The 21283-nt window shown below is 48.4% G+C and carries 18 protein-coding genes, 6 tRNA genes and 1 pseudogene; 13 read left to right on the top strand and 12 right to left on the bottom strand.

The features are described from left to right. The first annotated feature begins 144 nt into the window (after positions 1-144). The 6 genes from SIL79_RS17065 to SIL79_RS17040 are packed head-to-tail and all read left to right on the top strand — an operon-like array spanning position 145 to position 6167. Positions 145-804 carry a hypothetical protein gene (locus SIL79_RS17065; RefSeq protein ID WP_039036150.1) on the top strand — a complete coding sequence of 220 codons (660 nt, stop codon included), beginning with the start codon at positions 145-147 and terminating at the stop codon, positions 802-804. Next, positions 801-1766 carry a tripartite tricarboxylate transporter substrate binding protein gene (locus SIL79_RS17060; RefSeq protein ID WP_039036151.1) on the top strand — a complete coding sequence of 322 codons (966 nt, stop codon included), beginning with the start codon at positions 801-803 and terminating at the stop codon, positions 1764-1766. Before SIL79_RS17065 ends, SIL79_RS17060 begins: the two co-directional genes overlap by 4 nt. A 13-nt stretch (positions 1767-1779) precedes the next feature. Then, on the top strand, positions 1780-2253 hold the full coding sequence (locus SIL79_RS17055) for a tripartite tricarboxylate transporter TctB family protein (protein WP_101095128.1): 474 nt from the start codon (positions 1780-1782) through the stop codon (positions 2251-2253). Between the two features lie 3 nt (positions 2254-2256). Further along, positions 2257-3774 (top strand): tripartite tricarboxylate transporter permease, encoded by a 1518-nt coding sequence (locus tag SIL79_RS17050; protein WP_144362200.1) that lies wholly within the window; start codon positions 2257-2259, stop codon positions 3772-3774. A 10-nt stretch (positions 3775-3784) separates the two neighbouring features. Beyond that, complete coding sequence (locus SIL79_RS17045) at positions 3785-5470, top strand: ATP-binding protein (RefSeq protein ID WP_162207327.1); 1686 nt, start codon at positions 3785-3787, stop codon at positions 5468-5470. After that, positions 5445-6167, top strand: a complete 723-nt coding sequence (locus tag SIL79_RS17040; protein WP_162207326.1) for a response regulator — start codon at positions 5445-5447, stop codon at positions 6165-6167. Before SIL79_RS17045 ends, SIL79_RS17040 begins: the two co-directional genes overlap by 26 nt. A gap of 140 nt (positions 6168-6307) precedes the next feature. On the opposite strand, the gene crr is transcribed toward SIL79_RS17040, so the two are convergent. The 5 genes from crr to SIL79_RS17015 all read right to left on the bottom strand — a co-directional run bounded on the left by crr (position 6308) and on the right by SIL79_RS17015 (position 11377). Then, positions 6308-6817: a PTS glucose transporter subunit IIA gene (gene crr / locus SIL79_RS17035; protein WP_039036123.1), complete on the bottom strand. Its 510-nt coding sequence runs from the start codon at positions 6815-6817 to the stop codon at positions 6308-6310. A 103-nt stretch (positions 6818-6920) separates the two neighbouring features. Then, complete coding sequence (ptsP, locus tag SIL79_RS17030; RefSeq protein ID WP_162207325.1) at positions 6921-8624, bottom strand: phosphoenolpyruvate--protein phosphotransferase; 1704 nt, start codon at positions 8622-8624, stop codon at positions 6921-6923. An 11-nt stretch (positions 8625-8635) separates the two neighbouring features. After that, the gene (locus tag SIL79_RS17025) at positions 8636-8893 is read right to left on the bottom strand and encodes an HPr family phosphocarrier protein (RefSeq protein ID WP_028779985.1); all 258 of its coding nucleotides are present in this window, start codon (positions 8891-8893) and stop codon (positions 8636-8638) included. A 79-nt stretch (positions 8894-8972) separates the two neighbouring features. Then, positions 8973-9362, bottom strand: a complete 390-nt coding sequence (locus SIL79_RS17020; protein ID WP_025010258.1) for an ACT domain-containing protein — start codon at positions 9360-9362, stop codon at positions 8973-8975. Positions 9363-9742: 380 nt separating this feature from the next. Then, positions 9743-11377, bottom strand: a complete 1635-nt coding sequence (locus SIL79_RS17015) for a methyl-accepting chemotaxis protein (protein WP_039036121.1) — start codon at positions 11375-11377, stop codon at positions 9743-9745. 315 nt (positions 11378-11692) lie between these two features. On the opposite strand from SIL79_RS17015, the gene SIL79_RS17010 reads away from it, so the two are divergent. Further along, a complete protein-coding gene (locus SIL79_RS17010) occupies positions 11693-12391 on the top strand; it encodes a DUF3334 family protein (RefSeq protein ID WP_039036120.1) in 699 nt (232 codons plus the stop codon). A gap of 47 nt (positions 12392-12438) precedes the next feature. After that, positions 12439-12684, top strand: a pseudogene (locus SIL79_RS17005) (integrase core domain-containing protein); the annotation flags it as partial. A 241-nt stretch (positions 12685-12925) separates the two neighbouring features. Here the strand turns inward: SIL79_RS17005 and SIL79_RS17000 are convergent. From SIL79_RS17000 to SIL79_RS16975, 6 genes are all read right to left on the bottom strand, one after another. Continuing rightward, positions 12926-13002: transfer RNA gene (locus SIL79_RS17000), tRNA-Met, on the bottom strand. 48 nt (positions 13003-13050) lie between these two features. After that, positions 13051-13127: transfer RNA gene (locus SIL79_RS16995), tRNA-Met, on the bottom strand. 48 nt (positions 13128-13175) lie between these two features. Further along, a tRNA-Met gene (locus tag SIL79_RS16990) sits at positions 13176-13252 on the bottom strand. A gap of 48 nt (positions 13253-13300) precedes the next feature. Then, positions 13301-13377, bottom strand: a tRNA-Met gene (locus tag SIL79_RS16985). A 41-nt stretch (positions 13378-13418) separates the two neighbouring features. Beyond that, a tRNA-Met gene (locus SIL79_RS16980) sits at positions 13419-13495 on the bottom strand. Between the two features lie 178 nt (positions 13496-13673). Then, positions 13674-13750 (bottom strand) — tRNA-Met (locus SIL79_RS16975). A gap of 374 nt (positions 13751-14124) precedes the next feature. Here SIL79_RS16975 and rlmKL point away from each other — a divergent pair. The 5 genes from rlmKL to rmf all read left to right on the top strand — a co-directional run bounded on the left by rlmKL (position 14125) and on the right by rmf (position 20621). Further along, positions 14125-16254, top strand: a complete 2130-nt coding sequence (gene rlmKL, locus SIL79_RS16970; protein WP_039035297.1) for a bifunctional 23S rRNA (guanine(2069)-N(7))-methyltransferase RlmK/23S rRNA (guanine(2445)-N(2))-methyltransferase RlmL — start codon at positions 14125-14127, stop codon at positions 16252-16254. Further along, positions 16247-16477, top strand: a complete 231-nt coding sequence (locus SIL79_RS16965) for a glutaredoxin family protein (protein WP_039035296.1) — start codon at positions 16247-16249, stop codon at positions 16475-16477. Before rlmKL ends, SIL79_RS16965 begins: the two co-directional genes overlap by 8 nt. Before the next feature lies 1 nt (position 16478). Beyond that, positions 16479-18392 carry an ABC transporter ATP-binding protein gene (locus SIL79_RS16960; protein WP_039035295.1) on the top strand — a complete coding sequence of 638 codons (1914 nt, stop codon included), beginning with the start codon at positions 16479-16481 and terminating at the stop codon, positions 18390-18392. 28 nt (positions 18393-18420) lie between these two features. Continuing rightward, the gene (locus tag SIL79_RS16955) at positions 18421-20262 is read left to right on the top strand and encodes a DUF3466 family protein (protein WP_162206390.1); all 1842 of its coding nucleotides are present in this window, start codon (positions 18421-18423) and stop codon (positions 20260-20262) included. A gap of 182 nt (positions 20263-20444) precedes the next feature. Continuing rightward, the gene (rmf, locus tag SIL79_RS16950) at positions 20445-20621 is read left to right on the top strand and encodes a ribosome modulation factor (protein ID WP_082014336.1); all 177 of its coding nucleotides are present in this window, start codon (positions 20445-20447) and stop codon (positions 20619-20621) included. Between the two features lie 96 nt (positions 20622-20717). On the opposite strand, the gene fabA is transcribed toward rmf, so the two are convergent. Continuing rightward, positions 20718-21233 (bottom strand): bifunctional 3-hydroxydecanoyl-ACP dehydratase/trans-2-decenoyl-ACP isomerase, encoded by a 516-nt coding sequence (gene fabA, locus SIL79_RS16945; RefSeq protein WP_039035293.1) that lies wholly within the window; start codon positions 21231-21233, stop codon positions 20718-20720. Between the last annotated feature and the right edge of the window lie 50 nt (positions 21234-21283).

The raw sequence follows: 21283 nt of genomic DNA, 5'->3' as shown, positions 1-21283 counted from the left end.
TGGGCATGCGTTTAATGGAGAAAATTTCGTCAAAGGTTTTTATGGAAATTAATTTCGCAATCTTATATTAACCCCGATTTAACACTAGGCTGTCCTGTACGTCAGCAACCTTATTGAATGCGGACGCAGAATAGGAATTAGCCAATGAATAATAAGCTTATTTTTATCAATGCCCTGGGTTATCGGGAAGCAACCGAGGCAATAGCAAAGTCACAGTCCCATGCTCTTTCTTGTAAAGCGCAAACAGACATTTTGCCAATTAGCTTTGTTGGTGGATTAGGGGCAGTTATCCCGGTCGCCAGCGTACTCTGCTTAGGCATTAGACAGTTAAAGCGTGCTATAGAACGCAGGTTTCTCTGTTTAACGCAATGGCGAACTGAGCCTGGTTGCCCACAAAGATGTTTTAAACATTTTCCCGGCATCTATCAGATGTTTGACTGTAATTCTTCTGGGCAGTTCAGAGTGAAGAACACGTATCCATTCAAGGGGCTTAATTGCGATAAATGGCGAGTCTACAGGCAAAAGTCCCGTAAGTTCGCTGACGGTGGTTGTTTATTCGAATGCCGAATCACGAATGATTGCTTTCTTGGAAGGGGGCAAAACGATGAGTTAAAGGCACAGCGACGTAAAACCAACGTAAGAACATTTTTCGTCCGGAACACCTTATCAAGGCGATTAAGTAATTCTGTTCTACATCCCTCAAAAGAAATTAAAGATTACGTCCGGGAAATGGTGTTCATGGTTTTCCCTGTATTGGATGCGACGCACCTGTACCAAATCCGGGTTAAAGGAGAAGGACAATGATCAAGATAACTTATCGGTTGATCGCCATAGTGGCATACGCCTTGATGCTCTGCAGTGTCCAAGGTCGCGCAGAAACGCACTTTCTTATTCCAGGAGGGCCAGGCGGGGGCTGGGATACGACAGCAAGAGCTGTTGGCGAAGCCATGGTGAAGTCAGGACTGGATGACAACACCTCATTCCAGAATATTTCTGGTGGTGGAGGCGGCCGCGCGATTGCTTATTTGATTGAGTCGGGAACGAAAAAAGGCGATATGTTGATGGTTAATTCTACGCCGATAGTGCTGCGAGCGCTTTCGGGACAGTTGCCTTACAGCTATCGCGATTTGACACCAGTTGCCAGCGTTATTGCCGACTACGGGGCGTTTGCTGTGCGTGCAGATTCTCCCTATCAAAGCTGGCACGATGTTATTGAAGCCTTACGCGGGGATCCAAAAACGATCAAAGTAGCTGGTGGCTCAGCCCGCGGGTCTATGGACCATTTAGTTGCCGCACAGGCAGTTCAAGCGGCAGGTATTGATGGCAGACTGCTCAGGTATATTCCTTATGATGCAGGTGGAAAAGCCAAGGCGGGCTTGCTGTCCGGTGAAGTAAATCTCTTATCGACCGGGTTAAGCGAAGCGCTCGATATGATGCGTGCGGGTCAGGTAAGGATCCTTGCGATCACTGCTGATGAACCTTTGGTGGAATATCCACAACTCCCCACTATGAGAACACTGGGTTATGACATGGAATTTGTAAATTGGCGCGGCTTTTTTGCTGCCCCAGATGTCTCAAAAGCAAAAGTGCAGGAATACAGTGACAGGTTTCAACGTTTAATGGCGACACCTGAATGGGAGAGCGTACGTCAACGTAATGGCTGGCGCACATTATTTACCAGCCAGGACGGCTTTGTTGATGTATTGGAAGCACAAGAACAGCAGCTTCGTGTCGCAATGGAAGCGTTGGGCTTTATCCATCGTTAAAGGAGAGATGACTATGATGAATCGAGAGCTCATAGGACCAACACTATTTTTGCTGCTATTTGTTTGTTATGGCATTTATGCTTGGCAGATACCCCTGATGCCATTTGAAGAGTACGAAAGTGTTAATTCAGCAAGCTTACCAAAGTTGTACACAGTATTAGGGATAGTGATTTGTTTACTGGCAATGATAGCAGAAATAGTGAAATCGCCAGTGAATAATAAACGGGAAATTAAAACGACCATAAGCTGGAAAAGTATCCGTCAAACATTATTGTTGATAATACTTATGCTGCTTTATAGCGGATTGCTGGAACCTCTGGGTTTTGTATTATCAACAGCACTTTTTTTACTTTTCGGTTTTTGGTTGATGGGTGAAAGACGTAAAAAAACATTATTGTTGGCATCAATCCCTGTTGTGATTGTTTTTTGGATCATCATGACCCAGTTATTAGGTGTTTATCTTGCCCCCGGTGAATTTTGGAGTTAAATCATGTTAGATGGAATCTTAACAGGCTTATCAACCGCTTTTGCTTGGCAAAACTTGATGTACGTGATCATAGGTTGTTTTGTGGGAACCTTTATTGGCATGTTACCCGGTTTAGGACCCATGACTGCGATCGCGCTGATGATCCCTATTACCTACAGTATAGGCGCTGACTCCGGCATGATTTTGATGGCTGGTGTTTATTATGGCGCTATATTTGGAGGCTCAACGTCATCTATTTTAATTAATGCGCCCGGGGTGGCCGGTACAGTGGCATCGTCCTTTGATGGTTACCCTATGGCAAAGCAAGGACACGCAGGCAAAGCTTTGGCGATTGCGGCTTATGCGTCTTTCACTGGTGGAACCATTGGCGCGTTGATGCTGATGGTCGCCGCCCCCTTATTGGCAGAGGTGAGTTTAAGCTTTCATTCTGCGGATTATATGATGTTGATGTTCCTGGGGTTAACGGCAATTGCAGCCTTTTCTAATAAAGGTCAATTTTTAAAAGCCATGATGATGACAGTCTTTGGATTGATGTTAGCTACTATAGGTATAGATCCCTCTTCAGGTACTGAACGTTTTACCTTTGGGCAAGCAGATTTGCTTGATGGCGTGAGCTTTCTATTAGTTGCCATGGCGACCTTCGCGTTATCGGAAGCTTTGATTAATGTAATTCGCCCGGAACAAAAAAATCCCGGGGAACAGGACATGGGCACGCCTAAAATCGGTTCGACCAAGCTGAGTAAAGCGGAAGTAAAGGAACTTGCGCCTACTGTTGGGCGTTCATCCTTATTGGGTTTTCTAATTGGTGTATTACCGGGGGCTGGCGCAACTATCGCAAGTTTTATGGCATACGCCTGTGAGCGTAATTTGGCACCGAAAGCATTACAGGAACGCTTTGGACAAGGTTCAATGCGAGGTTTAGCTGCACCGGAATCTGCAAATAATGCAGCTTGTACCGGCTCCTTTGTCCCTCTATTGACACTTGGGATACCTGGTTCAGGAACCACAGCGATTATGCTTGGTGCACTAATAGCTTATGGTATTCAGCCTGGTCCTACACTAATGCAAGAAAATCCTGCGGTGTTTTGGTCTGTTATTATCAGTATGTATTTTGGTAATATTGTTTTGCTTATTCTGAATCTACCCTTGATTCCTTACTTTGCTAAAGCATTAACCTTGCCGCGGGCAGTGTTAACGGTAATGATTCTATTCTTCAGCTTAATTGGAGTTTATTTAGTGACATTCAATACCTTCGATTTATTTATGATGGTGGGTGTTGCTGTTATAGCTCTTGTTCTGCGCTTGCTAAGTTTTCCTATGGCGCCTTTATTACTAGGGTTTATATTAGGAGATATGATTGAGCGAAATTATCGTCGTGCCGTGATGATTTCTGATGGTTCAATTAGCTTTTTATGGGAACGGCCTCTTACATTAGCTATAGGCATTGTTGCGATACTCGTGTTGCTTATTCCATTAAAAAGTTTTTTGAATAACTATCTTCGTCAGGATGCCAATTTATAGGATGGATATCATGCGAAATTCAGAACAAGCGGCAATTCCTACGTCCGCATTTAAATCGATTCGCCGTCCAAAAAAATTGGAAACCCGATTAATTATTTGGGTTGTTGGCGTCTGTGTGTTTCAAGCATTGTTCTTTTTTGCATTGGTTTATAATGTGACCACGCAAAACTTTCATCAAGAAGTGGGGGGGAAGGCGTTAGCATTGGCTATGTCAATAGCGTCTAGGCCTGATGTGATCATGGCTTTAAAAGCCGAGAAGAAAGCGAATGAACACCCTGATCTCAATGCTAAAATGGAACAATTACGTCAGCAAGTAAATGCTGATTTTATTGTCATAGGCAATACTGAAAAAATTCGTTTGGTGCATCCTGAACCAACGCGAATAGGTCAACGCATGGTTGGGGAAGACTCAGAAGCTGGATTACGTGGCGAGTATTATGTTTCTGAGGCCACTGGGAGTTTAGGTGAATCTATTCGTGGCAAGGTACCTGTTTATGATCATAATGGTGAAGTCTTAGGTTTGGTATCTGTCGGTTTTTTGGCCGGCTCTGTTGAATTGTTGATTTTAGAACGCAGTAGTATACTGATTTGGGGCTGTATTTCATTACTGTTATTTAGTATTTTTGCTGCCATATTTATTGGTCGATGGGTGCGGAACGCCATATTTGGATTGCAACCAGATGAAATAGCAAGGCTATTTGCTGAACAGGAAGCCATCTTGAACACAGTGCGTTCCGGCATTATTGCACTTGATCCTAATGGGAATGTTCGGAAAATAAATCAACGGGCTTGTGAAATCCTGGAGCAACCGTTGCGTATCCAGCATCAAAGTCTTCATTTAAGTGACCTATTGCCGGAACATGCAGAATTTTTATTGCGCAATCCAAGCCGCCGTATTCTAGGTTTCGAGTTGTTTGCTGCCGATAAACGTCTGGTTTTATCACGTTTTTTACTTCAAGCCCACGGCTACAATGACGGTGTGCTATTGAGTATGCGTCCTGCTGATGAGTTAGAATATTTATCGCAACAATTAGCCAAGGTACAGGCATTTGCTGAGTTATTGCGGGTACAAACTCATGATTACTCAAATAAATTAAACACTATTGGTGCGTTAATCCAAATGGGAGAGTTGGATAAGGCGATTGAGCTAATTGGCCAAGAGAGCCAAGGTTCACAGGCTCAGATTGAAAGTTTATTGACCCATATTCAAGAACCTGTTATCGCTGGATTATTACTGGGTAAGTACCACAAAGCCCGGGAAGTGAATGTCAGCGTGGAGCTGAATAATGATAGTTTGTTATGCAGTATTGAACGCAAGGAACTTCTGGAACGCATGGTGTCTATTTTGGGTAATCTGATTGACAATGCGATTGAAGCGGTGCAAAAGGTACAACACATGCGGGTGCCTCGTGTGTTAGTGACCATTGATGAAACGGCGCAAAATATTATATTCGATGTTGAAGATAGTGGTATAGGGCTAGGTGCTGACAAAGCTGCCATTTTTACACCGCAATACAGTTCGAAAACGGGTGCACAACATGGGGTAGGGTTGTATTTGGTGAAAACGCATTTGGAATCTTGTGGTGGTACATTGGAATTGGGAGAATCTGATTTAGGCGGTGCAAGGATTACCGTTTACATTCCGAAGAAACATGTTAAAGGAACCTCTCATGGCGTATTCAGTAATCATTGTTGAAGATGAAGTTGCCGTCTCACAATTGTTGGCTCAGTATTTACTGTTTCCCCAAACTCAAGACACTGTACGCCAGGGACAGTATCAAGTTGTGGGTTGTGCCGGTAGCATAAAAGTTGCGACCGGTTTGTTAAAAGCATTACAACCTGACCTAATTTTATTGGATATTTATCTGCCGGATGGTTCTGGACTTGAGTTGTTACAACAGGTTCGTAAGCAAGGACTCAAAAGTGATGTGATGTTGATTACAGCAGCCAAGGAAGTCACCATTTTAGAACAAGCCATGCAATTGGGAGTATGTGATTTTCTTGTTAAACCTTTAATGTTAAAACGTTTAGATCAAGCACTTGCTCGCTTCGAAGCTCGTCAACACTGTCTCTCGGTAGCGGAAGAAGTAACCCAATCCATCGCAGACACTCTATTTGGGGGGGATAAGCAATCGAGTAATCAAGCACCGGTTCGTTTACCCAAAGGTGTGGATGCCTTGACTTTAGATAAAATCCGTTGCGTGTTTACAGAACATCCGAAACAAAGTTATACCGCACAACAAATGGGGGCGCTTGTCGGCATGAGTCGTTCAACTGCACGGCGTTATTTGGAATATATGCTGGCGATTGACGAGTTGATTGTTGATCAAAATTACGGGGCTATTGGCCGTCCGGAACGAAGTTATCGCTTTATCACCTTTAACAAAAGCTGATGCGATATTGTTAAGTGAGAGAGTTATCTGTTCCAGGAACGGCGATTTTTGAATGAACCACAACCAGAAGGTCGTGTACGCTGAGCCGCACTCAAATGCACTATGTCAAATAATGCATTTGAGTATTATTGGGGATTAGCTCAGACTTGAACCGTAAATATCACATCTTTGCCGGCGCTGACGCTACCCTGGCGTTTTTCCAGGTACTTTACGTCTTCCATATTAGCCAGCACCACAGGGGTGAGCAGGCTGTTGACCTGATCTTTGAGAAACTCGAGGTCAAACTCTAGTATAGGTTCGCCGGCTTTAACGTCTTGACCTTCCTGTGCCAGGCGTTTGAAGCCTTTGCCTCTGAGTTCTATGGTACCAACGCCGAAGTGAACAAACAGTTCCAACCCTTGGGGCGACTCTATGCTGAAGGCATGGTTGGTTTCAAAAATTTTGCCTATGGTACCGTCAATCGGCGCCAGCATAAATTGGCCTTTGGGTTCTATGGCAATGCCATCACCGACAATTTTTTCGGCGAAGACCACATCCGGGACTTTTTCAATGGCAACAATATCGCCACTGATAGGGGCATAAACTTTAATACCGCCTTCTATGGTGGGCTGCCCCGATACCATGCGGCGGATCCGGCTTAAAAATCCCATGGGTTGTTTTGTCCTTTTTGTTTTTGGTTTCCGGTTAAACAGTCCCTCGACAACGTTCAGGTTGGGGAAGGGGATTTTTGCTTAGCATACTGAATTAACTGCCTTAATGACAGAGGGAGATCAAGGATGTCAATTCAGACAATCGAGTGCAGGTGAGTGCTTTTTGGGCCTGCTTTGCAAATTGACTGAAGTTACCCTCGCACAGCGCCGCTTTGACTTCCAGCACAGAGCCGGGGTTGACCGACAACTCGTCCAGCCCCATGCCCATCAGTATTGGCGCAATGCGCGGATCGCCTGCCAGCTCTCCGCACAAAGAGACCCTGATGCCGGCCGCTTTGGCGTCTGCTATTGTCATGGCAATCAGCCTGAGGATCGCCGGTGAAAATGAGGGATAATCCCGGGTTAATTCAGGGTTGGTTCTGTCCGCCGCCATGGCATATTGCGTCAAGTCATTGGTCCCTATGCTGATAAAGTCCAGCTTTGGCAGCAGCGTTGGCAGGTTCATAACCGCGGCAGGGGTTTCCACCACTATGCCGAGGCTGATGTCTCCATAGCCTTTCTCGGCCTCGCTGAGCTGCTGTTTGCAGTGCTCCAGCATATCCAGGACGGCATCCAACTCTTCAACCTGATTAACCATGGGCAACATCAGCCGAACCGGGCCATGATTGGCGGCGCGCAATACGGCCCGTAGCTGTGTCTGCAGGATTTCAGGATGTTTAAGGGTGTAGCGCAGGCCGCGCATGCCAAGTGCTGGATTGTCTTCGATTGCCTGATCCAGGCAAGGCAGTTCCTTGTCAGCACCTATATCCAGTGTACGTATGGTAAAGGGCTGGCCATTGAGTAGCTGCAGGGCATCGCAATAGAGGTTGTACTGAGCCTTTTCATCTGGAATGCAACTGACATCCATCAGCATGAATTCGGTACGAAACAGGCCTATTCCTTCTGCACCGACCTGGGGCAGGCGAGAGATCTCATTGAGGTTACCCACGTTGGCCATTAGGCTTATGCGTTTGCCGTCCCGGGTCTGGGTCTGTCTGTCCCGGTATTGCTCCAGCGCACTGCGTCTTGCCTGTTCTCGTTCAAATCTCTGCTTAAGCTCTGTGACTTCGGTTTGCTCAGGGCGAACAAACAAGGCACCTTGGTTGGCATCCAGAATGAGTTGATCGCCGGCATTGATATTGCCTGCTTGATAGTTGCAGGAAAGCAGGGCGGGGATGCCGGCAGCACGGGCCAAGATAGCAGTGTGACTGGTGAGGCCACCGGTTTTCAGTATGATGCCTTTGATATGTTCAAGGGGCAATAGGGCAAATTCCGCCGGTGTCAGATCCTGGGCCAACAAGATGGAGTCATGCTTGAGTTTATCCAGGCCATCGGCATCGGCGCCGTTGATACTACTGATAAGTCGTCTGCCGAGGCAACGTACGTCCTGGGCCCGGTTTGCTAGATAAGGGTCTTCCAACGCTTCAAGTTCACTGGCCTGGTGGGCAAAGACCCGCTCTACTGCCGCGGTCGCCGAAAACTGCAGCCCACTGATGGACTCGCGAATTTGTTGAACAAGTTCGGCATCTTCCAGCAACAGCAGATCGGCTTCCACCAATTGGAAGTTGTCTGAATCTTCGGTCAGTTTATCCAGGCTGGTTTGTAACTGCTGGCACAAGCGCTGCAATGCCTGGGTGAGCTTATTCAGCTCTTGGGGGATTTTGGCAAGTGGCAGCAGGCGGTAGTCCATGCTGTTGTCAAAGGGGTTGTAGACTACCGCTTCTCCGAAGGCGATACCCGATGAGACTGCAATTCCGGCGAGGCGCATCTGTGTTCCTCTCAACTTAAGGTGATCAACAGTTCCGACACCCGTTCAACGGCTTCGCGAGCTTGTTCACCTTCGGCAAATACTCTGACAGACACGCCTTGATAGAGCCCCAGTGTCTGCAACTTGAACAGACTCTTGGCACTGGCTTGTTTGCCCTGGCACTCAACCATCACATCACAATCGTACTGTTTCGCCTCTTTTACCAGCAGTGCGGCAGGGCGGGTATGGATCCCGTGTTTGGCGGTAATAGTGACGGTTTTTTCGTACATAGACTTCTTTAACTCATGTAATTAACTGAATAATATCCGGTAACGGCTGATGTTTTGCAATACTCCGGCGACCAAGCCGTCAATTGCCATATTCAATAACCTGATATTGCTGCTTTCTGAGGGCGCGAATGGCGGTATCCAACTTATCTTTCTTCAGCAGTATATAGTCGGTATCGAAGGTTGAAACAGTAAAAATACTCACATGGGCATCGGCGAGAGTAGCAGAGACTCTGGCCATGATACCCGTCATTGAAAAGCCGAGCGGCCCTAAAAGCTCAAGACAACGCCAGTCTTCTTCCTGCTCCAGGCTATCGAGCTCCAGTTTACAATCGACGACAACCGAAAGTTCCTCGCGGGTTTTGGCGATAAAAAACAGCGGCTGGCTCAGTACCTCAGCCGGAACCTGGGTATCTGAGCTGAAACTGTGGATAGTGAATAGCTGCGGATAGACCGCCAATGTCATGCGCAAAGCCAATACCTCTTTTCTCGCCCGGGCGACCTATGGGCGCCGCTGCGGTATCACCTGCCGGGTACGGCAAACTCCGGGAAGGTAGAAAAAGTTCCATGTGTGCTCTGCGTCGGCTTACAGGCCTGGATGTAAGGCCTGGTTCGCAGCAAAATGGCCCTCGTCCTTTGCAAGAAGCAGAACACAGTGGGCAGGCCTGTAAGCCACGCCCTTGGGGGCTTTCGCAGCAACCGGCTCTCTCGTTATCCAACTTCGACAGGCCCCGGCATGCCTTCAGTCAGATGCCTTGAACGCCAATTGCTGTGCAAACCAGAGTGCCACGAGGACCTTTCTTAGTTTATCACAATAAGAAAGGGGCAGAATACGTTCTGCCCCTCGAGATGTTAGATCTTGAATTGCCCCAGAGTGCGGCGCATGTTCTGGCTGATTTGCTCAAGCGACATTGCCGCGCTTTGGTTGCTGGCATTGGCTTGCACTGAAACTTGAGTCAGCTCGGAAATGGTGCTGACATTGCGATTGATCTCTTCGGTCACCAAAGATTGCTCTTCGGTAGCGCTAGCAAGTTGGGTATTCATATCGCTTATCTGTGCTACCAGGGAAAGGATTTGATCCATGGCAGAGCCTGCCGCTTCGGCTTGTTTTTGCAGCTCGGAGGATTGGCTCTGTGTTTGGCTGTTACTCTCCATAACGGCGCTGACACCGGATTGAATTTCACTGATCAGCTTGTGAATTTCGTTGGTGGAGTCCTGAGTGCGGTTGGCAAGGGCGCGCACTTCATCGGCCACTACTGCAAAGCCGCGGCCGTGAGTACCGGCGCGGGCGGCTTCGATGGCGGCGTTGAGTGCCAAAAGGTTGGTTTGTTCAGCAATGGTTCGGATCACATCGAGAATGCCGCCAATTCTGCCTGAAGCCTGACCCAAGGTTTCGGTAAGGTTTTCAGCGGCCTGCAGTTCGCGCACCAGCTCCTGGCAGTTTGCCAGTGTCGCATCCATGGTCTCTTTACCGCTGAGGGCTTGTTGTTTGACGCTGGAAGCAGCATCGGCAGCCTGCTGGGTATTGTTGGCCATCTCCTGGGTGGTTGCCAGCATCTGATTCACGGCGGTGGCCACGCTGGCGGTTTCCCTGTGGATGTTATCGGCGCTGTGGTTGGACTCTTTGACTGCGACTGTCAGGTGCTCGGCGTCCTCGCCAAGTGATGCACCAAGTGGCTGCAATTCGCTGACGGTTCTACCTATCTTCTCTACAAAACTGTTAAAGGCACGGGCGAGTGCTGCTACTTCATCACGGCCTTGACCTTCGAGCCTTTTACTGAGATCGCCTTCACCTTGGGCAATATCCTCCATTGCGGCGATGGCGGTCTTGAGTGGCGCGGTAATGGATTGATTGAGCACCAGAAAGAAGATGAAAATCGGCGCTGAAATCAACATCATAATGATCAGATAATCGATTGAGACTGACTTCATTGTGGCGTTGACATCGCTGATATATGTGCCGGTGAGCAGAGTCCAGCCCCAATCTTTGTCATATCTGGATTCGGTGAGCTTTTCTTCGCTATTACCACTGGCTGGGTTGCGGATCTCATAGCTGAGTTTGCCTGTGCCATTGGCCTTGGCTTGTTGTTGTAGCTGGGCCAGCGGATTGCTGCCATCCTTGATACGATAATCGGCAATGGCTTGGCCCACCAGCGACGGCTCAGCGCCGTGGGCGATGATTTTTCCCTGATCTGAGAGCAGAATAAAGTAACCTTCACGGCCATAACGCATCTGGCCCACCAAGGCAGCTGACTCTTGTTGAGCCTCTTCGAGAGTCAGTTTACCCGCCTGTGTTTGAGTGCGATGTGCGGCAACTACAGACAGGGCTGTGTTCAGTTGGGCATCATTTTGCAGCCATTTTTGAGTTATCAGATTATCATACTGTTCTTTGATGGAAAAACTGGCGAAACACAGGGTGCCTATTGCGGCCAGAACCAACATAAGGATAAGGCGCTGAAGAATGGTGAGCTTCCTGAGTAATGCCATTTTGTACTCCTTTGTTATTTCTTATTAGGTAGTTGGCAGCGACTATAACGCGATGGAAAAACCAAGTGAAACCTTTTTACCTTGTGTGTATTGCTTTGTTGATCGGGCTCATTGTTCAGCTTATATCAAGCCTAAAAAGAGCTCCTTGCTTCGCTGCTCTCAATGCTGCACAGAGGATATCGGCTCAAATATCAGAAACTTAAGCCGTGCTAAGTCACTTTAGTTAACCTTGGGGGTCTAATTAATTGTTTTTATTTTGATTTTTTTGCCTGAAGGGCTCAAGATTAACCCTATGTCTATTATTGGTCTCTTTTCATGAATACACCTCAAGTCATTAGTTCAGACGATATTTTACTGAAGCTTTGTCATTCTGTGATCCATGTCTTATCAGCCACTACAGCAAGTTCTTTGTCTCATGCTGGAGTCGTACAGCGTATTACCCGCACTCGGCTTAAGCCGGATCTCGGTTGTTTCTCTATCTTTGATGGCGGTTTTTCCGGCCTGGTGGTGATTAACTTTTCAGCGGCCGCCGCGTTGGAAATCTATCGCCGCTACATGCTGCATATGGGCATGCCGGAGGAAGAGTTAGCTTTCTCCCATACCTCAGATGAGGTGGGTGATGTAATGGGTGAGTTGATGAATCAGATGCTGGGGGATTTTATCGGCAAGGTATCCAAGGAGCTGCAAACTTCTATTAGCCAAAGCCAGCCAAAGATGCTGACTATAAACAAGGAACTGACGATATCGATTGATGCCAACTTGGACGAGCCCATTGCTCGTAGAGTGTCCTTCAAAACAGAAAATAACCATATATTTTATCTTGAATTTGCTATGGACAAGACAGAGTTTATTCGTCTGGCAGAGTTTGAAACCGATGAAGAATTTGATCCTGATCTGCTACTAGCTCGCCATGGCAGTCAACAGTCACAGAGTAAAGCTCCTGAATCTCCTTGGGTGAAAGCGGCAAATGTCGATGATGACACTGATGATCTGTTCAGAGAGTTGGGAATTTGACCCCCTGAGGTGACGGTGGTTTTGTTCATTTCAGCATGTCGGGGAATCGACTCGAAATAGCTTCCCCGGCCCCTACTTACCAATTTGTGGAAAGTCTGAATGGCAAATTCCGAAATGAATGTCTGAATCAGCACTGGTTCAGAACCTTGGGCGGGGCTTGATACTAAATCGAGCTATGGCGTGAACACTACGACCATGTTCGCCCTCATAGTTCACCGAACTATATGCCGCCTGTTGCGTATGCCAAGCAGCAAAAGCTGGAAAATCTCATCAAGAGATTGGTATTAATTTAGGGGAAAGGCTGAGCCCGACGAGCTACCATGCTGTATGAAGGAATTAGAAATTGGTTGCGGGAGCCGGATTTGAACCCACGACCTTCGAGGCTCTTGTAAAGAACTGAGCCCGACGAGCTACTATGCTGTATGAAGGAATTAGAAATTGGTTGCGGGAGCCGGATTTGAACCGACGACCTTCGAGGCTCTTATAAAGAACTGAGCCCGACGAGCTACCATGCTGGATGAAGGAATTAGAAATTGGTTGCGGGAGCCGGATTTGAACCGACGACCTTCGGGTTATGAGCCCGACGAGCTACCATGCTGCTCCATCCCGCGTCCGATTTGTGCTAATCAGTTTGAATTCATCATTAAGGAATTAGAAATTGGTTGCGGGAGCCGGATTTGAACCGACGACCTTCGGGTTATGAGCCCGACGAGCTACCATGCTGCTCCATCCCGCGTCCGAATTGTGTTAATCAGTTTGAATTCATAATTAAGGAATTAGAAATTGGTTGCGGGAGCCGGATTTGAACCGACGACCTTCGGGTTATGAGCCCGACGAGCTACCATGCTGCTCCATCCCGCGTCCGAATTGTGTTAATCAGTTTGAATTCATAATTAAGGAATTAGAAATTGGTTGCGGGAGCCGGATTTGAACCGACGACCTTCGGGTTATGAGCCCGACGAGCTACCATGCTGCTCCATCCCGCGTCCGAATTGTGTTAATCAGTTTGAATTCATAATTAAGGAATTGGTTGCGGGAGCCGGATTTGAACCGACGACCTTCGGGTTATGAGCCCGACGAGCTACCATGCTGCTCCATCCCGCGTCCGAATTGTGCTAATCAGTTTGAATTCATAATTAAGGAATTTGCTTACGGCGCTGGATTTGAACCGACTACCTTCGAGGCTCTTATAAAGAACTGAGCCCGACGAGCTACCATGCTGCTCCATCCCGCGTCCGATTTGTGCTAATCAGTTTGAATTCATAATTAAGGAATTAGAAATTGGTTGCGGGAGCCGGATTTGAACCGACGACCTTCGGGTTATGAGCCCGACGAGCTACCATGCTGCTCCATCCCGCGTCCGATTTGTGCTAATCAGTTTGAATTCATCATTAAGGAATTTGCTTACGGCGCTGGATATGAACCGACAACCTTCGAGGCTCTTATAGAGAATTGAGCCCGGCTTGTTACCATGCTGTTCCATCCGGCGTCCTTCAAAGCGGGGTGGACTATAGCGACCAAGGCGCGGCAATGCAAGGACAAATCATCAAAATGCCATTGAGTGTTCAAATTTGATTCATCTGTGCGTGGAGATTAAACCAGTTGATTACAACTCAAACAATTTTGCTGTGGTTGAGAAAGAAAAGCGGTACTGAAAACGGAAGTTTTTATCTTTTGCCTGGATCAATGGTTATAATGCGCCATTCATTTTTGCTTTGCTATCTGGTTAGTTCATGTTGAATTTTTTTGCGGCGGCCCCCAAGGGGTTTGAATATGCTTTGGCGCAGGAACTGCGCGAGTTCGGTGCGCTTGAGGTCAAGGAAAGTTTGGCCGGGGTCTATTTTTCCTGTCCACTGGAGCAGGCATACCGCATTACTCTTTGGACCAGATTGGCAAGCCGTATTCTTCTTATATTGCATCGCGGGCCCTGTGACTCAGCAGAACAGCTTTATAATGCTGCTTTCTGTATCGACTGGCCGAGCCACTTTGACAACCGTTGTACCTTTAGTATCGACTTTCACGGCATGGGCGGTTTTATCAAGAACACCCAGTTCGGGGCCCTCAAGATTAAAGATGCTGTGGTGGATCGTTTCCGCGAAGATGATCTTAACCGTCCCAATGTGCAACGTGTTGATGCCGACTTCAAAATCGATGCTCACTACCGTAACGGCCAGGTAACCATAGCGCTGAACTTCTCCGGGCCGGCGCTGCATCAACGTGGTTATCGCAGCGGTACCGGTGAGGCGCCATTGAAAGAGAATCTCGCTGCCAACATGTTGGCCCGCGCCCAATGGGATAAACAAACGCCTTTGCTGGATCCATTTTGTGGCAGTGGCACTGTGTTGATTGAGGCGGCTATGATAGCGGCCGATATGGCCCCCGGACTGCAACGCAGTCGCTTTGGCTTTGAGCACTGGCATCGCCATGACGCCAAACTTTGGCAAAGCATAGTCGAGGAAGCCAAAGCGCGCGCCAGCATAGGCAAGAACCGTTGTGAAGTGAAGTTCTTCGGCTCGGACATAGACTCGCGCATGGTGGCGCTGGCCAAACGTAATGCCAAGAGCGCCGGTGTCAGTGATCTGATCGAGTTCAGTGTTGCCAATGCTCTCAATATTACGCCACCGCTGGACAAAGGCTTATTGATCTCCAACCCGCCTTATGGCGAGCGTTTGGGCAATGTCTCCTCCTTGTTGCAGCTTTACTATCAGTTTGGCGACAAGCTCAAGCGTGAGTTCGGTGGTTGGCAAGTGGCCTTGCTTTGCAGTGATATCGAATTGATCTCATCGCTTAAGCTCAAGGCCGACAAGCAGATGAAGATGTTCAACGGGGCACTTGAGTGCGCCTTTAACCTCTATACCCTGCATGCCAATTCTACCCGCAGGGCGGCGGTGGCAGCCGAGCAGTCGGGGGCTGAGGTCAGTGACATCGCCAGTGCCTTTGCCAACCGGGTGAAAAAGAATCTGAAACAATTGGATAAGTGGGCCCGTAAAGAGGGGATCGACAGTTATCGCCTCTATGACGCAGATATTCCTGAATATAATGTCGCTATCGACAAGTATATCGATTATGTGGTGATTCAAGAGTATGCAGCGCCTGCCAGCATACCTGAAGCCGTCAGCAAGCGACGTTTGACTGATGTGCTTCTGTCTTTGCCCGGCGCCATAGGTGTAGAGCCGGACAAGATCATCCTCAAGACCCGCGAGCGGCAGAAGGGTACAAATCAGTACCAGCGGCTCGACAAAGAAAAGCTGGAGCTGGTTACCCAGGAATATGGTGCCCGTTTCAAACTCAACCTGACCGACTATCTGGATACCGGGTTGTTTCTCGATCACCGGCTTATTCGCAAACTGGTGGGCAGTAAAGCCAACGGCCGTGATGTACTCAACCTGTTCGCCTATACGGGAACCGCGTCGGTGCACGCCGGGCTTGGCGGTGCCAAGTCGGTCACGACTGTGGATATGTCCAACACTTACCTTAACTGGGCCAAGGATAACTTTGTGCTCAATGGTTTGATTGGCAAACAGTACCGTTTCGAGCAGGGCGATTGCCTGCAATGGATCCGCGATTGTGACCGCAAGTTCGATCTTATCTTTATCGATCCGCCAACCTTCTCCAACTCCAAACGGATGGAAGACTCATTCGATGTGCAGCGCGATCACGTCAAGTTATTGTCTGATCTGTTCAAACTGCTCAATCCTGGCGGAGAGATAATCTTTTCCAACAATAAACGTAAGTTCAAAATGGATATCGAAGCCATGGCGGCTCAGGGTATGTCAGTCACCAATATGGATGCCCAGATGTTGCCAATGGATTACAAGCGCAATCCGCATATTCATAATACTTGGTTGATCACCCATGCCTGAGACGCCATTGACCCTATACCACACAGATGGTTGCCACCTGTGTGAGTTGGCCGTGGCCTTGCTCGATGGCCTTAATATTCGTTATCGCACCCAGGATATTTGCGAGCAAGAAACGCTTGCCGAGCGCTATGGCGTGCTTATTCCTGTGTTGGCCAATCGCCAGGGTGAAGAACTCTGTTGGCCCTTTGATGAACAGCAAGTAAAACGCTTTACAGGAGCATAATGTGAGTCTGGTTCGTATCAATAATGGCTCGCTTGCCTATGGTTATACCCCTCTGCTACAGCAGGCAGATTTCAGTATTGAAGCCGGCGAGCGGGTCTGTATTGTCGGCCGTAATGGTGCCGGCAAATCCAGCCTATTGAAGGTGTTGGCAGGAGAAGTCCTGCTCGATGATGGTGAGTTCAATATCGCCACCGATGTGAAAGTCAGCCGCTTGCAACAGGACCCACCCAAAGCGGAGCAGGGCACTGTTTATTCCTATATTGCCGCCGGTCTTGCAGATGTGGGCCAACTACTCGAAGAATACCATCAGCTGTCGCAGTCTATGGCCAAGGCCCAGGGTGAAGCGCTCGAGAAAATGCTGAAAAACCTCGAGCGGTTGCAATCCAAGCTGGATCACTTCGATGGTTGGCAGCTCGACAACCGTATTCAGCAAAACTGCCGGTTGCTGGGGTTGGACCCGGATAAGCCTCTGTCTGAACTCTCTGGCGGCTGGCAACGTAAAGTCGCCCTGGCCAGAGCTTTGGTGAGCGAGCCAGATTTGTTACTGCTCGATGAGCCAACCAACCACCTGGATATCGACACCATAGAATGGCTGGAACAGTTTCTGTTGGGATATAAGGGCGCCATCGCCTTTATCAGTCACGACCGTGGCTTTATTCAAAAGATTGCCACCCGCATAGTCGATTTGGATCGCGGAGTGGTTACCTCCTGGCCCGGTGATTATCAGAGCTATCTTGATGGTAAGCAGGAGTGGCTCAGGGTTGAGGCTGAGCAAAACGCGCATTTCGACAAAAAACTCGCCGAGGAAGAGGTGTGGATCCGGCAGGGGATCAAGGCTCGCCGTACCCGTAATGAAGGTCGGGTGAGGGCCCTCAAGGCCTTGAGAATGGAGCGCCGGGCCCGCCTGGAGCGTCAGGGCAATGCCAGAATGCAGGTCTCCGACGCCGAGCGCAGCGGCAAGTTGGTGTTTGAGGTGCGGGATCTCAATTACAACCTGGCAGATAAGGACCTGGTGCGGGACTTTTCCACCAACGTGATGCGCGGCGATCGCATCGCGCTGATTGGCCCCAACGGTTGCGGTAAATCCACGCTTATCAAGTTGTTGATCGGTCAGTTGGCGCCGCAGAGTGGTGAAATCAAGACGGGCACCAAGCTGGAAGTCGCCTACTTTGACCAATACCGCGAAGCCTTGGATCCGGAAAAGACGGTTGAAGAGAACGTCGGCGAGGGTAAGAGCACTGTTACTGTTAACGGCAAAGACAGGCATATCCTCAGTTATCTGCAGGACTTTTTGTTTTCGCCCATGCGTGCCCGCACACCGGTCAAGGCGCTCAGTGGCGGTGAGAAGAACCGTTTGCTGCTGGCCAGGTTGCTGCTTAGGCCGGCCAACCTTATCATTCTCGATGAACCGACAAATGATCTTGATATAGAGACACTGGAATTGCTAGAGTCTCTGCTCACTGAATATGAAGGCACTTTGTTGCTTGTCAGCCATGACCGGGCCTTTATTGATAATACAGTCACCAGTTCCTGGTGGTTCAGCGGCAATGGCCGTTGGAGTGAATATGTCGGCGGCTATCAGGATGCGGTTGCCCAAGGGGCACGTTTCTATCGCGATGCTGAGGAACCTGAGGCGGCTAAGCCTGTCAAACAGGAGGTTGCGCCGCAAAAAACGGCAGAACCCAAGACAGCCAAAAAGCTTTCCTATAAGCTTCAACGTGAGTTGGATGCTTTACCTGCCTTGATGGAAACACTGGAGCAGGAGCTGGAACAGCTGCAGGAGCGCGTCAATCAGCCGGACTTTTATTCGCAGGATCAAACTATTGTGAGCAGCGAATTGCAACAGTTGGCAGAGAAAGAACAGCAACTGGAGGCTTACTTCGAGCGTTGGGAAGAACTCGAGTCAATGAAGTGAGCACAAAATTATAATGGGAATCAAATTAATGAAGTTGAATAGTGCGCTGTCATTGGTGGCCATGGGGGTTATCAGTGTATTACAGGTATCGCAGGCGGCTCCTGTCTATGAAGTCGTTAACCTGGATGAATATGATCTCAAAGGTAACCTGACCGATACTCGCACCGGTTACGGTATGGGCGTTAATGCCAATAATGAAGCCATCGCTGTGGCTAAGGGCAAGAAAAAGCTCAGCACCTCGGATGTAGACAATGATGACGGTATCATCGACATTGAAGATGGTATCGCTCCCGAGGAAAAGATCACTTATTCCATTAATAAACCCATCATTGCCAATAATTTCACCTTCAACTCCCAGGAAAACGATCCTGTGAGTCCCTGGACGCCTAATTTTGAGAGTATCAACGGTAGCACACCGCCGGCTGATACGGATCCAGCCGATCCTACAAGCGTCAACTCGGTTGATAGTTTCCTCTATGACATCAATGATGCCGGTATTCGTGTTGGTGCCATGACAGGTAAAGAGAAGAAGGTTGACTATACCGGGGAAACCGAAGGGCAGGAGTACTGGTATTACCGTGACTTTGAGCAGCGCGGTTTTGTTAAAGACAGCAGTACTGAAGTGCCGCTGTTGCCGCCTTATACCACTTACACCAAAGATGATAAAACAGCGGAGCTCGGTGGTTGGTCCATGGCTTCTGCGATCAACAGTAAAAACCAAATTGCCGGTTATGCCAGCACTGCTATCAGCAAATATGGGGCAGAGAGAGTGGCTATTTGTCTCAGCGACGACAACACGTTGCCGCTGGATGTTTGTCTGCAAAGGGAAAAGTACCCTAATGCCAATAATACCCGCAATATTCAGTACCAAATGCGAGCCTATGTTTGGCAATACGAGAACGGCGCGGTTACCGGTACCGAGTTACCGCTTGGTCTGACACCCGGTGATTCAGACTATACCTTTACCGCGCAGGGGCTGGGGCTGAACAACTCTGGAGTTGTTGCCGGACGCTCCCATGTTTATCGTTATAACGATTCAGACAACCTGAGAATGGATGCGGCTTACTGGAGTAAAGATGCCAATGGTGAATACAAGTACCATTGGATCCCGGTTGTCGATGATGATGTGCGCAACTCCATTGCCTATGACATCAATGATGCAGGGATTTTGGTTGGTAGCTACAACAAATATATCCAAGGTTATATCCGCGATAAGTTCTTTATCTACGATACAAACACCCCGGAAACCAAGCCGGTTACCCCCAATGATTTCTATAGCACCATGTCGGATCTCTCCAGCAAGCCCAGAGATATCAACAACAAAGGTCAGGTCGTGGGTTATATTGAGTCAACCCATGACAAAGATAAACCAAGGCCGAAAGTGGGCTTCCTGTTTGATAAAGAGTCCGGTGAGTTCAGTAATCTCAATAAGTTGCTGACCTGTGAGTCAAAAGGCTATGAGAAAGATGCCGAAGGCAACTGGAAACGTCATGAAGTGAGTGTTGAGGACGGTTCAGGCAAAACCCTGACCTACAACACTGACATAGTGGTGGTGGAAGCCAACAGCATCAATGAGGAAGGCACCATAGTCGGTACTGCCTTTATCCGTAAGCCTTCTTATCAGTTTGATGAAAAAGGTAATTTGGTAATTGGTGAAAACGGCAAGCCGCTGTTTGAGCTTAATGGCAACGGTCAGCCAGTGACTTCTTATCTGCCGCGTATGGTTGTTCTTAAGCCCAGTGGCAGTGGGGAAGCCTGTACTCAGGTGGACGACGGTGATATTGATAAGCCGTTTGAGCGTTCCGGTGCGGCCAGTTTGGGTTGGTTGGCATTGCTGCCGCTTATCTGGTGGCGCAGACGTAAAATTTAAGCTTGGTTTAAGCCTGTGAGATCGGCGCCTAAAAGGCGCCGATTTTTTTTAATCAGGATCTCAATAGTTTAAAATTTCTTCGCTATAATTGGCGATTTTTTGATTGATCTCGGCGTTGAAAAGTTCTATTCATAGCAAGTGAAGCTGATGCTTCTATGTAAAATAGTACAGAGGACGCTTGCATGAAGAGACAAAAACGAGATCGTTTAGACCGAGCCTTTTCGAAGGGATTCCAAGCCGGTGTCGGCGGCCGCTCCAAGGAGCTTTGTCCTTATTCGAATCTTGATTCTCGCTCCCAGTGGCTAGGAGGTTGGCGCGAAGGGGTAGAAGGCCGGATAAGCGGCCTGTTCAGTAAGTAATTCAGCAAGATTGCCCTCTCAGAAGAGGGCATTTTTATGCATCTCTGAAAATAACAAGGTCGGCAATTGCCGACCTTGTTATTTGAATTCTCTACTTTAGAAGGTGGAAGTATCGCTGAACACACCTACTTTCAGATCCGTGGCCGAGTAGATCTCGCGGCCATCTACTTCCAAAGTTGCATCGGCAATGCCCATCACCAGTTTACGGTGTATGGTGCGCTTGATATTCAGCCTATAAGTTACCTTCTTGGCGCCGGGAAGTACCTGACCGGTAAATTTAACCTCACCAACCCCCAGCGCGCGGCCTTTACCTACCGCACCTTCCCAGGCAAGGAAGAAACCAACCAGTTGCCACATGGCATCCAGCCCCAGGCAACCAGGCATAACAGGATCATCAACAAAATGACAGCCAAAGAACCAGAGATCCGGATTGATATCCAGCTCTGCAACAATTTCACCTTTGCCGAAGGTGCCGCCGTTATCGTTGATGGTGACAACTCGGTCAATCATCAACATATTATCCACGGGGAGGCGAGGGGAATTCTTGCCAAATATCTCACCATGGCCACAGGCGATAAGTTCTTCTTTGTTGAAACTGTTTACTTTAGTCATTGTTGTTACCACATCCTTCTTCAAGTGCCGCCAAGATTAGCGAACAGGTG

Origin of the sequence: Shewanella indica, assembly GCF_033842865.1 — a bacterium.
GTDB classification, from domain to species: domain Bacteria; phylum Pseudomonadota; class Gammaproteobacteria; order Enterobacterales; family Shewanellaceae; genus Shewanella; species Shewanella indica.
Note: the sequence above shows the minus strand (reverse complement) of the source record. Positions and strands in the feature narration are given on the sequence as shown.

Coding starts and splice junctions, on each gene's coding strand:
- SIL79_RS17040 (WP_162207326.1), top strand. CDS start 5,445: ATGGCGTATTCAGTAATCATTGTTGAAGATGAAGTTGCCGTCTCACAA.
- fabA (WP_039035293.1), bottom strand. CDS start 21,233: ATGACTAAAGTAAACAGTTTCAACAAAGAAGAACTTATCGCCTGTGGC.
- SIL79_RS17060 (WP_039036151.1), top strand. CDS start 801: ATGATCAAGATAACTTATCGGTTGATCGCCATAGTGGCATACGCCTTG.
- rmf (WP_082014336.1), top strand. CDS start 20,445: ATGAAGAGACAAAAACGAGATCGTTTAGACCGAGCCTTTTCGAAGGGA.
- SIL79_RS17065 (WP_039036150.1), top strand. CDS start 145: ATGAATAATAAGCTTATTTTTATCAATGCCCTGGGTTATCGGGAAGCA.
- SIL79_RS16965 (WP_039035296.1), top strand. CDS start 16,247: ATGCCTGAGACGCCATTGACCCTATACCACACAGATGGTTGCCACCTG.
- SIL79_RS17010 (WP_039036120.1), top strand. CDS start 11,693: ATGAATACACCTCAAGTCATTAGTTCAGACGATATTTTACTGAAGCTT.
- rlmKL (WP_039035297.1), top strand. CDS start 14,125: ATGTTGAATTTTTTTGCGGCGGCCCCCAAGGGGTTTGAATATGCTTTG.
- crr (WP_039036123.1), bottom strand. CDS start 6,817: ATGGGATTTTTAAGCCGGATCCGCCGCATGGTATCGGGGCAGCCCACC.
- SIL79_RS17025 (WP_028779985.1), bottom strand. CDS start 8,893: ATGTACGAAAAAACCGTCACTATTACCGCCAAACACGGGATCCATACC.
- SIL79_RS17015 (WP_039036121.1), bottom strand. CDS start 11,377: ATGGCATTACTCAGGAAGCTCACCATTCTTCAGCGCCTTATCCTTATG.
- SIL79_RS16955 (WP_162206390.1), top strand. CDS start 18,421: ATGAAGTTGAATAGTGCGCTGTCATTGGTGGCCATGGGGGTTATCAGT.
- ptsP (WP_162207325.1), bottom strand. CDS start 8,624: ATGCGCCTCGCCGGAATTGCAGTCTCATCGGGTATCGCCTTCGGAGAA.
- SIL79_RS17055 (WP_101095128.1), top strand. CDS start 1,780: ATGATGAATCGAGAGCTCATAGGACCAACACTATTTTTGCTGCTATTT.
- SIL79_RS17050 (WP_144362200.1), top strand. CDS start 2,257: ATGTTAGATGGAATCTTAACAGGCTTATCAACCGCTTTTGCTTGGCAA.
- SIL79_RS17045 (WP_162207327.1), top strand. CDS start 3,785: ATGCGAAATTCAGAACAAGCGGCAATTCCTACGTCCGCATTTAAATCG.